The organism is Mycobacterium sp. TY815, assembly GCF_030755135.1.
Taxonomy (GTDB): Bacteria; Actinomycetota; Actinomycetes; order Mycobacteriales; family Mycobacteriaceae; genus Mycobacterium.
The window spans coordinates 92,843-106,769 of the sequence record NZ_JAUFRX010000006.1; the positions used below are offsets into that span (position 1 = coordinate 92,843).

The 13,927-nt window shown below is 62.8% G+C and carries 11 protein-coding genes and 2 pseudogenes; 7 read left to right on the forward strand and 6 right to left on the reverse strand.

Annotation, left to right across the window (positions count from 1 at the left end; all coding sequences use genetic code 11):
* Window positions 1–51: 51 nt before the first annotated feature.
* Window positions 52–351: a WhiB family transcriptional regulator gene (locus QXK92_RS32785; RefSeq protein WP_306248891.1), complete on the reverse strand. Its 300-nt coding sequence runs from the start codon at window positions 349–351 to the stop codon at window positions 52–54.
* 627 nt (window positions 352–978) lie between these two features.
* Here QXK92_RS32785 and QXK92_RS32790 point away from each other — a divergent pair.
* From QXK92_RS32790 to QXK92_RS32815, 6 genes and pseudogenes are all read left to right on the forward strand, one after another.
* Window positions 979–2,193 (forward strand): hypothetical protein, encoded by a 1,215-nt coding sequence (locus QXK92_RS32790; RefSeq protein ID WP_306248851.1) that lies wholly within the window; start codon window positions 979–981, stop codon window positions 2,191–2,193.
* 865 nt (window positions 2,194–3,058) lie between these two features.
* Window positions 3,059–4,527: pseudogene (locus tag QXK92_RS32795) on the forward strand (PE domain-containing protein); the annotation flags it as partial.
* Between the two features lie 3 nt (window positions 4,528–4,530).
* A pseudogene (locus tag QXK92_RS34255) lies at window positions 4,531–4,917 on the forward strand (YncE family protein); the annotation flags it as partial.
* A 1,088-nt stretch (window positions 4,918–6,005) separates the two neighbouring features.
* Window positions 6,006–6,173 carry a hypothetical protein gene (locus tag QXK92_RS32805; RefSeq protein ID WP_205878794.1) on the forward strand — a complete coding sequence of 56 codons (168 nt, stop codon included), beginning with the start codon at window positions 6,006–6,008 and terminating at the stop codon, window positions 6,171–6,173.
* Between the two features lie 118 nt (window positions 6,174–6,291).
* A complete protein-coding gene (locus QXK92_RS32810) occupies window positions 6,292–6,657 on the forward strand; it encodes a hypothetical protein (protein WP_306248856.1) in 366 nt (121 codons plus the stop codon).
* Between the two features lie 486 nt (window positions 6,658–7,143).
* Window positions 7,144–7,827 carry a hypothetical protein gene (locus QXK92_RS32815; protein WP_306248858.1) on the forward strand — a complete coding sequence of 228 codons (684 nt, stop codon included), beginning with the start codon at window positions 7,144–7,146 and terminating at the stop codon, window positions 7,825–7,827.
* A 685-nt stretch (window positions 7,828–8,512) separates the two neighbouring features.
* Here the strand turns inward: QXK92_RS32815 and QXK92_RS32820 are convergent.
* The 5 genes from QXK92_RS32820 to QXK92_RS32840 all read right to left on the reverse strand — a co-directional run bounded on the left by QXK92_RS32820 (window position 8,513) and on the right by QXK92_RS32840 (window position 11,791).
* The gene (locus QXK92_RS32820) at window positions 8,513–9,484 is read right to left on the reverse strand and encodes a hypothetical protein (RefSeq protein WP_306248860.1); all 972 of its coding nucleotides are present in this window, start codon (window positions 9,482–9,484) and stop codon (window positions 8,513–8,515) included.
* 419 nt (window positions 9,485–9,903) lie between these two features.
* A complete protein-coding gene (locus tag QXK92_RS32825) occupies window positions 9,904–10,200 on the reverse strand; it encodes a hypothetical protein (protein ID WP_306248862.1) in 297 nt (98 codons plus the stop codon).
* A 422-nt stretch (window positions 10,201–10,622) separates the two neighbouring features.
* Complete coding sequence (locus QXK92_RS32830) at window positions 10,623–10,961, reverse strand: helix-turn-helix domain-containing protein (protein WP_306248864.1); 339 nt, start codon at window positions 10,959–10,961, stop codon at window positions 10,623–10,625.
* On the reverse strand, window positions 10,958–11,353 hold the full coding sequence (locus QXK92_RS32835; protein ID WP_306248866.1) for a hypothetical protein: 396 nt from the start codon (window positions 11,351–11,353) through the stop codon (window positions 10,958–10,960). Before QXK92_RS32835 ends, QXK92_RS32830 begins: the two co-directional genes overlap by 4 nt.
* 195 nt (window positions 11,354–11,548) lie before the next feature.
* Window positions 11,549–11,791 carry a helix-turn-helix domain-containing protein gene (locus QXK92_RS32840; RefSeq protein ID WP_306248868.1) on the reverse strand — a complete coding sequence of 81 codons (243 nt, stop codon included), beginning with the start codon at window positions 11,789–11,791 and terminating at the stop codon, window positions 11,549–11,551.
* A gap of 238 nt (window positions 11,792–12,029) precedes the next feature.
* Here QXK92_RS32840 and QXK92_RS32845 point away from each other — a divergent pair, with 238 nt between their 5' ends.
* Window positions 12,030–13,637, forward strand: coding sequence for a ParB/RepB/Spo0J family partition protein (locus QXK92_RS32845; protein WP_306248895.1), 1,608 nt, complete (start codon window positions 12,030–12,032; stop codon window positions 13,635–13,637).
* Window positions 13,638–13,927: the final 290 nt, after the last annotated feature.

Below are 13,927 nucleotides of genomic sequence, written 5' to 3' on the forward strand. Positions count from 1 at the left end.
CCGGCAACGATTGAGTGAAGCGCGACTCACCGGCGGCGCTCTGCGGGCCGCTTAGGTGCCAGTCGGCGCGCGTCGGATCTGATCCTGGGCCAGAAACGTTGCCCACGATTCGACGTCGGGGCGCGCTTTCAACAGTGCGCGGCGCTGGCGCTCAGTCAGTCCACCCCAAATGCCGAACTCCAGCTGATTATCCAGTGCTTCGGCTGCGCATTGAATCTGGACCGGGCAGCCGCGGCAGATCAGCTTGGCTTCAGTTTGCTTCGCCCCACCTACGAAGAGGTCGTTGGGATCGCCAGACCTACAGCGTGCCTGCACACGCCATTCGGAGTCGTCAATGGCAGCGGCGCGCATCGGCGGTGACACGGTTTCGGCCTCCTTTGGAAATTGCGGGCGTTGAAGACGCCATCATATCAATACATATGAGTATCCGATACGCTAGCGACTCTGATTGCAGGGATATCTGCCTCGCGCCATGCAGACACGATCAGGCCGTGCAAAGTTGTCGTCGACGTTCTGGGTTTCGTGTCCGCGTTCCCCGGTGCCCCCTGGGGGGCAGGTAACTGCTGGCATGGCCGCCGATGAATCCGACGGCCTTGGACGTCTATAGCGCCCATGTCCTCAACGGCGCGGTCCTGGGTCCGCGAATCGTTGAGGCCTTACCGCCGTCGTGCCAGCCGACTGGGGCACCGACAAGCCCTCGTTGAGTTCTCGTTCACCCAACGCCGTCGGATTCACCCGGGCGGCCGCGGGCCCGACCTCCCGAGCCCCGCATCGTGCTGGCTGAGCCGCGAGTCCTACTCCCGCTACGGCCTCGCGCCCACGCCATCCCCAAGGCGGAGCGCGATCCTGAAGCAGCAGACCAGCTCCTCGGTTGCCGGTCTCGCGAGTGCTCTCGTCCTGGACTTACGTTACGTTACGTATTTCGTTTTGTAGTTACGTTACGTCTTTGCGCGAGACGAAATCGACTATCATGAGCGCATGACTGACATCGCGTATCCCGGCGGTGGATCGAAAGGTCCCTGCAACTACCCAGGCTGCACGCGGCCGAGCCGTCCTGATCCAACCACCGGTCGCCCGTCCCGGTACTGCGAGCAATCCGACAGCTCCGGCGGGCCGATTCACAACCGGGCCAGCGCGTGGCGGGCCCGGCGCGCCCAGCAAGGCGCAGTCCTCACCGAGGAGTCCACCACCGCGCCGGTATCGCTGGCGCGGGTCACGCTCGAGCAGCGCCTGATGGCGCTGCCGGAAAAGATCGCCGAGCTGCGGACATATCTCGATGACGTGGTTGTTGATGTCCGTGCGGCCGGCGATGTCGAGGCCGCCGGCGCAGAGGTCGAAGATGCGCATCGGGATGCGCTGGCCAAGGTGACCGAGGCCGAACGGCGTGCCGTAGCCGCCGAGCGGACCGCCCGGCTTGCCGAAGAGCGTGTGCAGCGCGCCGAACGGGAACGCGAGGAAGCCGACACCGTGGCTGAGGACGCCCTCGCCGAGACGGCGCGGGTGCGGGGGGAGACCGCGGCCGAACTGGAACGGGTCCGAGCCGAGGCTGACGCTGCCGCCGCGCATGCACAACAGCAGCTAGCGGCGGACATCGAACAGCACCTCAACGAACTCGCCGCACGCGACGCCGCAATCGACAAGGCACGCCAGGACGTCAGCACCGCTCGCGCCGAGACCGCCGCCGCTCAGGCCGCCGAGCGCGCCGCAACCGAGACCGCTGAGCACGAGCGTGCCCTTGCCGCCCAACTGCGCGCAGAACTCGACCAGGCCCGCCGTGAGGCCCAGGACGAACGCCGTCAGTTGCAGGCCGAAACCGACACCGCCCACCAGGCCGCACAACGCGCTGCCGTCCAGGAAGCCGCCACACAGGCAGAACTTGCCGCCGCCCGGCGAGCATTGGAGACCGAACGGAACACTACAGCGGCACTTGTCAGCGATCTTGAACGTACGCGCGCCGAGGCCCGGGCGGAGCGCGAAGCCCTGCGTGTCGAACATGCCGAGCACCTCGCCCAAGCCCGACACTCTGCCGAGGAGCGCGCACAGGCACTTACCGAGGCGTTGACGGCCGAGCGAGCAGTCGCGGAGACCTACCGCTCACAACTCGCGGCCGCGCAAGCCGACGCCGGTGATCCTGCCGCGGCACGCCGACGACGCGCCCCCACCAAGACGACAACCCAACGAGACGAGGTCTGAGCCTCGCGCTAACTCGACTGCGAGCGACGAAATCACCCGATTGTCGCGCGCTAGACGAGGGGACAGCTTGGCCCCGGGATGAGACCAGACGACGTCGCAGCCATCGCTTCTCAAGTTGTCGCCCGCACCGACGGGCGGTTCAAGGTCGCCGTAGCGGGGCCCTGGCAGATGTGTGACTGTCCCGCTGCCGATGGACCGATGTTGGCCACGCGCAGAACTGAATTGCCATTGGCAGCAGGGGGGCCCCGGGCATCTGCGCTAGCGATGTGCCGCGCCCAGTGAGCGTAGGCGAGAGCCCATCGCGACGAGGGATCCATTCCGCGCTGCACCGGGCGGCTCAAGGCGTGCCGGGGACAGCGGGATAGATGAAAAGTGAACCAGCGCTTGTGAATCGGCTCCTATCACCAAGAGCGTGCGAATCTGCTGCCATTGAACGATTCGATCCATGCGCTCTCCCGTCCATCTGCCGACCCGATGCAGTCACGGGGCGACTGCGTTGGTGGTGTGCAGAATGCACGGCCGTTGATGTTGTTGTTGTGCAGAACGGTCTTGTTCGGTAGAGGTCCGGCGCCCAGAATCCGCGGTGAGCCAGCAGGATTGCGCGGAAGTAGGTGTTGCGTGCACCGGATACCGGATGCCGTTCAGCCCGGGTTTTCGGGCGGGTGGCTGGCTGTGGTGAGTGTGTCGATGGGCGGTAGTGATAGCCGGTCGGGGTGACTGCCTCGACGGCGCAGCGCCGTCAGGCCGAGAGGTTCTTCTGTGTCGGACTCACCGATGGGGTTGTCGGGTTGGGCTCTGCGGGTGGTTCTTTCGTCTCCATCAGAGCGGGGCATAGCTGCACTGGGCGCGTTGATCGGAGGATTTCATGTCAGTGGTGGTGATCCCGCAGTTATTGAGTGCGGCCGCTTCCGAAGTGGCGGGTGTGGGTGCGGCAGTCGGCGCGGCCAATGCCGCGGCGGTGGGGCCCACGACGGGCCTGCTGGCCGCGGCCCAGGATGAGGTGTCCGCGGCGGTCGCGGCCCTGTTTTCTACTCATGGGCTGGGTTATCAGGTGCTGAGCGCGCACGCGGCGGCTTTTCACGAGCAGTTTGTGCCACGCACTCGCTGGTGCCAGCGGCGCCTACGTCGCCGCGGAGGCTGCCAGCGTCTCACCGCTGCAAGGGTGGGGGCAAAGCGTTCTGGATGCGATCAACACCCCCACCACGATGTTGTTGGGGCGTCCGCTGATCGGTGATGGCGCCAACGGGACGGCCGCAGACCCCAACGGCCGTGACGGGGGATTGCTGTATGGCAACGGCGGCGCCGGGTATTCCGCGCCGGCGGGCTCGGGGCTGGCCGGGGGCGCCGGTGGGTCTGCGGGGTTGTTCGGTCACGGCGGAGCCGGCGGCAACGGCGCCTCCGGGGTGTTGGGCGCTGCCGGTGGTGGCACTGGTGGTGCTGGTGGTGCTGGTGGTGCTGGTGGTGCTGGTGGCCGCGGCGGCCTGCTATTGGGCAATGGCGGTGCAGGTGGTGGGGGCGGTAACGGCGGCACCGGTGGGGTCGGCGCCACCGGGATCAATAGCACGACCTTTGGGGTGGCCGGCGGTGCCGGCCAGCTCGGCGGCAGCGGTGGTCAGGGCGGCCTTGGTGGGGCTGGCGGGGCCGGCGGGTTGTTCGGGTCTGTGGGCGCGACGGGTCCTGCCGGCATCGGGGGCACCGGCGGCCAGGGCGGCCAAGGCGGACTCGGCGGCGCAGCTCTTGCGGGTTTTGCCAGCGGCACCGGCGGTGCCGGCGAGGCTGGCAGCCTGGCTACCGGTATCTCCGGTGGGGCAGGCGGAGTCGGCGGCACCGGCGGGGCACCCGGCAGCGTCGCCACCATCACCGGCCTTGGCGCCAACCCATGGGGGGTGGCGGTCAACCCCGGCGGCAACATCTACGTCACCAACTACGGCAGTAACACGGTGTCAGTGATCAGATCCGGTGACCAACACCGTCACCGGATCACCCATCGCCGTCGGCACCGCCCCGGGCGGGGTGGCGGTCAACCCCGGCGGCAACGTCTACGTCACCAACTACGGCAGTAACACGGTGTCGGTGATCGATCCGGTGACCAACACCGTCATCGGATCGCCCATCGCCGTCGGCGCCGTCCCGGGCGGGGTGGCGGTCAACCCCGGCGGCAACGTCTACGTCGCCAACAGCGGCAGTGGCACGGTGTCGGTGATCGATCCGGTGACCAACACTGTCATCGCATCACCGATCGCGGTCGGCTCCCGCCCGACCGGGGTGGCGGTCAACCCCGGCGGCAACGTCTACCTCACCAACCACAACATCAGTGGCACGGTGTCGGTGATCAATCCGGTGACCAACACCGTTACCGGATCACCCATCACCGTCGGCGCCTCCCCGTGGGGGGTGGCGGTCAACCCCGGCGGCAACGTCTACGTCGCCAACCTCAACGGTGGCACGGTGTCGGTGATCGATCCGGTGACCAACACCGTCATCGGATCGCCCATCGCCATCGGCGGCGCCCCAAGCGGGGTGGCGGTCAACCCTGCCAGCGACTATGTGTTTGTCGCGAACTCAGGCAGCGACACGGTGTCGGTGATCAACGCCAACACCAACACCGTCACTGCCACCATCGCCGTCGGCGATGGTCCGGCTGGCGTGGCGGTCGATCCCCTTACAGGTAAGGTTTACGTCTCTAACAGGAATGCCGGTACCGTTTCGGTGCTCAGCGGGTAAGCGTCAATAGCCCAACCCTTCCTCACGCAGCTAAGTCGCATTAATCACCCAGCACCACAACCGATTCCGACTCGCCGGCAATGCGTCCGACTGTCGCCCGCTGCGCCTCGGTCAGCCTGCCCTCGGCATAGCCGTCTCTCGCGAGAGCCCGCGCCGCGCTCACTGTGGCGACCGCAGCGCCAGTCCCCCGGCGGGGGAGCGGTCTAGTCACGTGAGTGTGAGTCGCACAACCAAGGAGAGCGTCGTTCGAGCGATTCATCTGATGAATCACTCGGCGCATCAACACAACCTTGTAGCCGCGGTTGAGAACTGTTGGTTAGCAACATTTGCGCGCCCGCTCGGTTATCGGTGAATCTGATAGACCGAAATAAGTTGTACAACAACACTTTACAGGATCACGACGCGGTTACTGGTAACCCGCCATATCGGTCCCGCCGTATTCCTCCCGATGCGCAGCAGTGAATCGGGCGGGATGTGACGGGGGAGAGGTGCTGACTGCCGGCCAGATCGCCACCGTCGGCCGGGCCAGAACTTCTATCGGTGTGCGGCATGAGATGTTTGCTGACTGCCCGATTGGGCCTGATGCGGACCCCGCGGAAGGGTCACGGCCTTGCTCCTCCGCTGCCTCGAAGTTAGCTACCGGTTCATCGAGATAGCAGCACCATCGAACGCCTGCGAGGTCGATGTCGGCCAGGACCTCCGCCAGCTTTAGGGGCTGTGCCCGGGTCAGTGCACGACCAGGCGTGTCGCCGGAAGAGTGATCGAAAAGCTTTCTTTGGACGGCTACCGTGTCCCTCGTGAGACGCTCGGTATCCGCCACTGCTCTTGCAGCCACATTTCTGCTAGCAAGCTGTAGTGCGCAAACGTCGCCGTCGCCTAACTCGTCGGGCACAGAGGCGCCAGCGGCCACAACGCCCCAAGGTCCGCGCTCGCAAGTCGTCAAGCAACTGACACTGCCAGCAGGTGCAGAACTCCTTGCCGGTGACAGCGGACACGGCTGGGAAATGTGGAGGTTGTCTCAGCCAGTGTCTGGCGTGCAGTCGTATCTGGAGCCTCAGCTGCCAATCTCACGAACCTACGAAGGTGGTATGGCTTGGTGCAAGACGATCACCAAGCCGAACGAAACGAGGTGGCTGTGGGGGTCGCAGGACAACGGGCTCTCGATCGCCGTCTATAAGGGTGCCTACGGCGACGAGACGCGCGTCTCCATCATGACCGGCCTCGACGGCGGCGCGCTCGCGACCGGATGCGAATAGCGGTGCCTTCGCGCGGCCGGGACCCCGGTTCGGCCGTCGACGAGCTCCCGACAGGTGGTCCTCGCTGGACCATCGGCCGCCTGGCCGGTCCGATGAGCATTGAGGAAGGCGTCGCACCGTGCCCACACCCCGCGAGATCGTCCGACTGCACTTTCCGTGGGACGTTCCTGCCGATCTGCAGGACCACCCCGTCTACCTCTTGATGCGCCTACACGGCGACTACATGGCGACCGGAGGCCGGGACATGCCCGCCGACGACGTCGCCGCGGTGCACGAGTTCTACGCTCAACTGCGTGAGCACGACTGGGTTGTCGAATACGACCCCAACATCACCACCACTGAGGGGATCGACGAACGGCCCGGCTTCGTTTACCGGCCCCGCACCATCGAGGATGATGACCTGATCATCCGCAACAACGGGCACACCGTGATCACCGACGAAGGCGAACTCATCTGGCGCTATCCACCTGACCTCGACTGCTGACCCCCACCCGCCCGACGGCGCGGCTGATGGCAGGCAGTCACTGCTCCAGCTCGTGATCTGGCTCGATGGCTTCGAGGATGTCTGTGATTGCCTGCTGCGGAGTACGGACGTCCTCTTCACCAAACCCGGTGACGATTGCGAGGTTCCATAAAGCCCGACGCTGGCATCTAGCGGCGTCCCCCCGTTGGGGTCCGCGCGAGGGATCTCGGGTTCTGCTGGTCGGGTGCGCGGGCCGTACGTCTTGACGCTGCACGACGCACCGATAGTTTGCTGCAGACAGTGGGTCTGATGCACACACCTTCGTGCGGATCGTGGCTGCCTCACCCAGGATGGCCGGGCTTTGTTGACACGGCTTCAAGAGGGGCTGACCATTCACTCCACTTCATCGCGTGGCCCGCGAATACCATCAGCCAGGCTTGCTTAGCGGAATATATGTCGGCGCAGCTGAGTAGGGTCAATCAGCATGCCGACGATTGCATTAAGCAAATGAGCGTAGAGCTGCCCCCCGACCTGGCGGGCGCCTTGGCCGAACCGCCGAGGCCGCAACGGGCCTTCTCGTGGAAACCGGCGGGGTGGCGCACTGAGATGCATGATCTTCCTGAAGTACTGGAGGTGCTTGAGGCTCTTCCTGACAAAGTCGATCGGACCCTGATCCGCGAGACAGTGCTGGCCGAACTTGCCGCCGGGCGGGTGCTTCCAGCCTTTGTCAGTGCCATGGTTTGGGGGTACGGCGATGCCGGCTACGGCGCGACGCGCGTCCGCTGGGTGCTCACCGGAATCAAAGACGGAGCCCATGGTGCCCCAGTGCGCAGCGATGTTGCCGGTCTGCTCGGCGTGGCCGTTAACCGAGTTCGCGCTGAAGGCCCTGTCGAAGGTTTCCGCTTCATGAGTAATGCCGGCCGGATTAAACATCTCGCCAGTGCCTTTTTCACCAAATGGCTGTACTTCTCCTCAGCGCTGGCCAGCCCCGACGACCCTAACGCGGCGCCCATCCTGGATAAGCGCGTACACGACTGGCTCGAAGATCGCGCCAATTTGACTCTCGACATCAGCCGTACGCACGAATACCAGCGATATCTCGATGCCCTGACCAGTTGGGGCGAAGCCTTCGGCCGGACCGCCGTCCAGGTCGAAAAGGCGATCTTCGGGCTTGCCACCGGGCGCGACTAACTTCGGTCCGCCCCCGCCAGGTCATCCACGGCAGGGCCACTTGTCCCCCGGCGGGGGAGTAGCGCAATTGATTGCTGAGCAAGCGAACACCGTCATTGGGCGACAGAGCGCTCAGACTGATTCATCTGATGAATCAAGCGCTTCGCACTCGCTCCAAACGATAGCGGTGAAAAGCGCTCCATACGAGCACAATACAGAGCGTACAAGTTATGAGTACGGGAACACTTGTAGAAATACGGTGCGGTGCAACGTGTTAGAGAATACGTCAGGGTTTAGTTGACATAATATTCGTTATAGGGCAAAACGGGTGCGCCGCAGCATGTTTCGCGATGCGACTTACTTATCAAGTTGCCAGAAAGGCACTTTCGATGAGTTACCGTCTTTGATAGCGGGCTGCACATACGGCACCGCCGCTAGCTCGTGAAGGTCGCTCTAAGCAACAACCGCAAAAATCACCACCACGGCCCGCCATCCAACGAGTCACCCCGCAGAGCCTTGCAGAGTCGTTTCGTCACGGTGATGTTACTGCGGTCGGGCAACCCCAACCTTGACGAATCCCCCCACGCTGATTCGCCTCTGACTGTCGCTTGGATGGAAAGGAGGCGCAGCCGAAGCTGCCGAATGAAGCAGCGTCGTCGCGACGCGCTCGTCCACCCGATGGAATTCGTTCTGGGATGTTGGATTACTAGGTTGCAACGCGGGTTGATGGTGGCGCAGCAGGAGAAGCGAGTGCGATCAGGAACATTATCGCAATCGGCGCCAGCCCGAGGAAGGTGGCTGCGTAGACTGTACATAATTTCGGTGTACCGTCAGCATTTATTCCCACCCTGTTGGCTACAAGACCAAAAAAAAGTGGTCCGAGGAATGCAAGAAGCACAGTGAAAAAAGACGCCCGAGCTGCATACTTAAAATTTTGCTCCAGATGAAGATCGGGGGCGGCGTCAAGACCATCTCTGCTCTTTTCCGCTAGAACATGCATACTGAAGCGCCTCGCGTTTATGCCGGCCATGCAAATGATTACCAATGGAATTATAAAGTAGGCAGCCTGGCAAATTGACCTTACACAACATGCTGCCGGGGCATGAAAGGAGTCGGCCATAACATCCAAATAAACATTTGCTGTCTGGACTAGCAATAGTGAAGTCGCGGCAATGACGACGCCGCTGAGTAATCCGGGAAGTTTGAGAATCGCACCGCTGGGCTCGTCCTGAGATACGAAGTACTGTGCCAACATCCAGGACAACCCAGCAATCATAAGGCACCCTCCGAGGGCGAGCATGCTGCTCGCGGGCAAGGTTTGGGTCCAAGCGATTCCACATTCGGTCGGCGACACCATCTCATGCCTTTCGTTCAGAATAGGTGCCATGGCGGAGATGTGGCCGAACAAATACGAGTCGAGGCCGAGTATAAGGACCCCTGGTCCGAATAAAGCAAGAGTATAAGTGTGCAGACCGATTTTATCCCGACCGCCGAAATAGATTCGCGCATCGTTGACGCTAGGAGTTTCTCCTGCGCCATCTTTACGAAGGAGAAATATGGCTGCTGTCAGCATGAAACCAGCCAGGACAGTCGCGAGCGTAGCGTTAGGGCCAGCCGATGTTACAACGCTCCATTGCGCGTCGGGCGTTTTGCAATTTTCGTAAACATCAGTCGCCAAGTGTGTGATCTTTAAGTGGTGCACGTCAATGCGCCTCCCGCCCCGTGAGACCATCCATGTAGTTGTGAAGAGGATATGCTGCGAAACCGGGCTACCCGGGGCCGATCCAGGGTGTGTCGCTCGCGACTATCCAGAATTGAGTATTTGTTGACAGCAGACCTTGTTGCAACGTGCCCCTAGCAGGGACCGCAGCGACGCGCAGCCAGAAATGCTTTGGCAAACTGACTTGTTCGCGTCTGCGGGCGGGCTCTCCCAAGTCGGCAGGCGCGCCCGCGTTGTCGGCAGGCTACTCCGCCAACGAGGTCGCGATCAGTCGGCAAGTCCCAGTCCGTCGTGTGCAGCGCTGTAGCCGCCGCAGGCAACAATGCCTACGGTAAATGGCTCGACAACAAGACCGACGAGAATTTCATTATTCCCTGTTAGCGCGTGTCAGCAGGGATGACCTCCCGCCGTTCTCGCGCCTGCATAACGCGCTCGAGGATGGTCTGAACTCGTTCAGCAAGGGCATCGAATGCAAGAATGTAGGGCCGGGCGAGACAAGGCTCGGTCATGACTTCGGTGGCATGCGGAAGCATGCGTGCGATCTCTGATTGAAGTTCCATCGCTTGATCTCTCAGCGCTGCGTCGGCCCGCGGGTGTTCCGCCACGTACTGCATCGCGCGACCCATCAATGCGCCAGATCTGTCGAAAAACTCAGTCCTGGGTGAATCTGTCATGGGTGCATCAAAGCACGCGGCTGGGCGTTATACGACAATGGAACTCAGAAAGTCTGACTCAATTTGCAGGCTTCAGCTGGTGCAGCGGCCAGATCCCCAAGCCCCGCGGCTTTGTGGGGTGTGGTGTGCCCGGACTCGATTGACTGCTGGTCCTCCAAGGGGGCCGACTGGCAAAGCCTTCCATCGCGTACGGACAATCTTGCAGGGGCGGCATAGCTTCAAACCACCTACGCGCAGGGCGATTTCGACTCGGCAACGCCATCGGGTCCGTTGATGCCAGGTTGGTTTCTCGGCGGACCCACTGTCACCCGCCGATTCTGGGTCTCTCAGACTTCTGCGGCACCACTTGCGCGCTCGTTACCTGACGTTTGCGCAGGCCGTGGCACGGTCCCACGTCGGGACAGCCGCAAGCCAGGCGGTGGTCACTCGCCCAAATGTGCCAGCTCGTATCGCAGTTCCTTGCCGGCAACGGTGACAACCAGCTGCGCCTCGGCGCCTGCAGCGTGGATATAACTCGCAAGCGTCGAGAGAAGTAGATCGTCCTGCCGTTCCAACTTCGAAACCGCCGCTTGTCCTTTTCCGAGGCGAGCGGCCATGTCTTGTTGAGTCAGTTGCGCGGCCTTGCGAATCATCGCAAGGTTCATCGCGTAAACGCGGTCCATTTCCTGCATTCCATCGCGAATCTCCGCCACACGCTGAGCACGTTCGGGGTCAGCGAGTGTGCAACGCAGCCGGTTACTCCCCTTGTCTTCCAGTTTCATGATTCCCGGTTCCTTTCTCGCAACCACTGGTCAATGGCAGCATCAGCGCGCGAGCCCGCACTGAGGTAGAAGGCGTCGCCGATCCTCTTTTTGTCTCCACCGAAGGCGACCACCACCGCGGCAGCCGCGCTTTCAGGAAACCACACGATCAGGCGCACGGCGACGTCGTTGTCAAACGGGTGTGACACGCGCCAAATCGGATAACGGCCCCTTTGGCGTACTCGTTTCAGAACCGCGGAGTCCTCGCTGGGCGGTTCGAGCAAATCTGTGAGCACCGATATACCCGCGTCGGCGTACTCGACGATTCGCCGCGCGATGTCATCACCGGCATCTGCCTTTTCGTCAAAGCCGTCGAGCCAATTCTGAAACTCGCCGGTCCAGTCGGTAATCACACCAAAATACTACCTCAAATGCCTATTCCATGCAAGGCATAATTGCTAGGCGGGAGCGGCGTTGTTGCCGATGCTCGGGTCGTCCTCACCCCGCAAAAGGTCGCGCCGCCAACGACTTCCGTGACCAACAGGCGAATGCGGTCAACTGGCAATGACGATCCCTACTCGCATAGCTTTCATTGTGCGCTGGGGGTGTTACGAGATGCCGGAGAGCAGCGTGGCCGGTGCCACCCCAAAGTGGTCGGCGATGTCGAACAGTTTCGCGATGGAGATGTTGCGTTGGCCGGCCTCTACGCCGGTGAGAAATATTCGGTCAATGCCCGTGGCTCGTGATGTAGCGCTTTTGGTTTCGTTGGCGGCCTCGCGTAGCCGCGTGATGTTGGCGCCCAGGGCGGCTAATCGCTGCTGGGCGCGGTCTGCTGCCATCTGTCCGCCCACGTGCCGACTATAAGCCGCATTGGATTGGCTCTGCAACTGGCACGGATTGGCCATCATGCTCGCTAGTCGGGAGCCGTCTGGAAACTGGCGCCGAACCGCGACTTATCTACAGCACCTTGGCAATCCACAACGCACGACCCTCGTTGGGCGAACGAAACAAGGCAGACACTCGCGGCCCTATGCTTACTATAAGCAACATCGTCGAAGAAGGAGATGCCCCGTGGCCCACCCACCCGCAATGACACCTAGCAGCACTGCGCTTCCACCCGGTGTGTTCGAGCACTTGGACCCGCAGACGTTGGAATTGGAGGACAACGTCCGCGCCGACGCCGATACCGGGGCGGCATTCGCGGCCCTCGTGGCCAGCGTCCGTCAGTTCGGAGTTCTTTCTGCGTTGCTGGCCGTGCGCACCTCGCACGGTGTAGTGACAGTACGCGACGGTCAGCGGCGGCTGCTGGCTGCGCGCGCGGCCGGTCTGAGCAGCGTCCCGGTCTATGTCAGACCCGACGCAGCGACGACCGTACATGCCCGCGCGGTGGAGCGCATTACCGAGCAGATTGTGGCAAACGACCACCGCGCGGCACTGACGGAATCCGAGCGCGCCAAAGGAATTCAGCAGTTGCTGCTGGAAGGATTGACTCCGGCCAAGGTCGCCCGATCACTGACCGTGTCAAAGGCGACGGTAGAAGCGGCCGCGATCACCGCAGCCTCAGAACCTGCAATGGCAGCATTGTCGGCAAACCAGCTGACCATCGAACAGGCGGCGGCCCTGGCGGATTTCGACGACGATCCGGAGACGCTGCGCTACCTGACCGAGGCCGCCACTGCCGGCGATTTCGATCACCGCGTCAGCGAAGCCCGGCAAAAGGTAGCCACCGCTGCGGCGCGCGCACGTACCTCAGAAGCGCTGTGCAACAGCGGATATCGCCTTCTCGACGAACGGCCGTCGTGGACCTCAGAACTGTTTGCCTTCAGGTTGGACCGTCTGCGCGACACGGAGGGTAACCGCGCACCAGACGAACTACCCGCCCAGCAGCCCCAGTTGTGGGCGATCTGGCTCGAAGAAGTCGAAATCTATCGCGACACCCGCACTGGTATAGAGGTCGACGAGGGCGACATCGACTGGGACATCGAGGCTGCCGACCACGACGCGGTACCCGACGAGGGTTATGTTCACCCCCGGTTCATCGCGCACGAGAACGCTTTTCAACCTGAGTATTACTGCCTCGACGTCGCTGCGGCCGGGTTGCAGAACTCCCCCAAGTACTCCCCGAACGCGTATAACGGCAGCGTCCACTCGCGACGCAACGACCAGTCAGCGGAGGACGTCGAGGCCCGCAAAGAGGCCGACCGTCGCGAGAAGCGCAAAGTCATCGCGCTCAACAAGCTCGGCCTGGCTGCCATCGAAGTGCGCCGAGCATGGGTGAAAAGCAGGCTGCTAGCCCGCAAGGCACCACCTGTCGGTGGGGCGTTGTTCGTCGCGACTCAACTCAGCAAGCACCCCGGCCTGCTTACTGGACACGGTGCAGCGCCGACCGCAGCCGCCCTGCTGGGCCTGGACGCCGCCGCGACCATCGCCGACGCCGCCGCCGCACTGCCGTTGGCCGGCGATGCGCGCGCCACTGTCCTGACGCTGGGCCTTGTACTGGGCGCTCTAGAGGCCGAAACTCCGAAGGACGCCTGGCGCCGCAGCTACTGCAGCTACGGCAAGCACTATCTCAGGTTCCTCTCCGACAACGGCTACGAGCTAGCGGAAATCGAAAAAGTCATCACCTGCGACCTCACGGCCGACGTGTTGTACGACAGGATCGTCGCGGATCAGAAGGCCAGCGCAAAAGCCAGCTGATAGTCAGCGGGGGTGAAGGCCACGGTCTGGGGCTGGCCCTCGACCGTGGCCTTCACCCTCTGCGACGTCCGTGGATCGCTCACTCCACTGCAGGCCGATACCGCGCTGACTCGGTCCCGTCCTCTTTGCGGTGTGCTCGCCCGGATGCCGCCGTGCTATTGAAATTCGTTGCCAAACAGAGAATCCCGCGTGAACCAAGGGTGTCGCGGCTTCCCCGGCAGCATTGCTAGAGACCGGCGGGGCTGATATAGTGATGACTATAATCATCATCCAAAAGAAAGGAATGCCGT

Excerpts from the sequence above, each read along its gene's own strand:
- QXK92_RS32785 (WP_306248891.1), bottom strand. The coding sequence starts at position 351 with ATGCGCGCCGCTGCCATTGACGACTCCGAATGGCGTGTGCAGGCACGC.
- QXK92_RS32790 (WP_306248851.1), top strand. The coding sequence starts at position 979 with ATGACTGACATCGCGTATCCCGGCGGTGGATCGAAAGGTCCCTGCAAC.
- QXK92_RS32805 (WP_205878794.1), top strand. The coding sequence starts at position 6,006 with ATGGCTTGGTGCAAGACGATCACCAAGCCGAACGAAACGAGGTGGCTG.
- QXK92_RS32815 (WP_306248858.1), top strand. The coding sequence starts at position 7,144 with ATGAGCGTAGAGCTGCCCCCCGACCTGGCGGGCGCCTTGGCCGAACCG.
- QXK92_RS32825 (WP_306248862.1), bottom strand. The coding sequence starts at position 10,200 with ATGACAGATTCACCCAGGACTGAGTTTTTCGACAGATCTGGCGCATTG.
- QXK92_RS32830 (WP_306248864.1), bottom strand. The coding sequence starts at position 10,961 with ATGAAACTGGAAGACAAGGGGAGTAACCGGCTGCGTTGCACACTCGCT.
- QXK92_RS32845 (WP_306248895.1), top strand. The coding sequence starts at position 12,030 with ATGACACCTAGCAGCACTGCGCTTCCACCCGGTGTGTTCGAGCACTTG.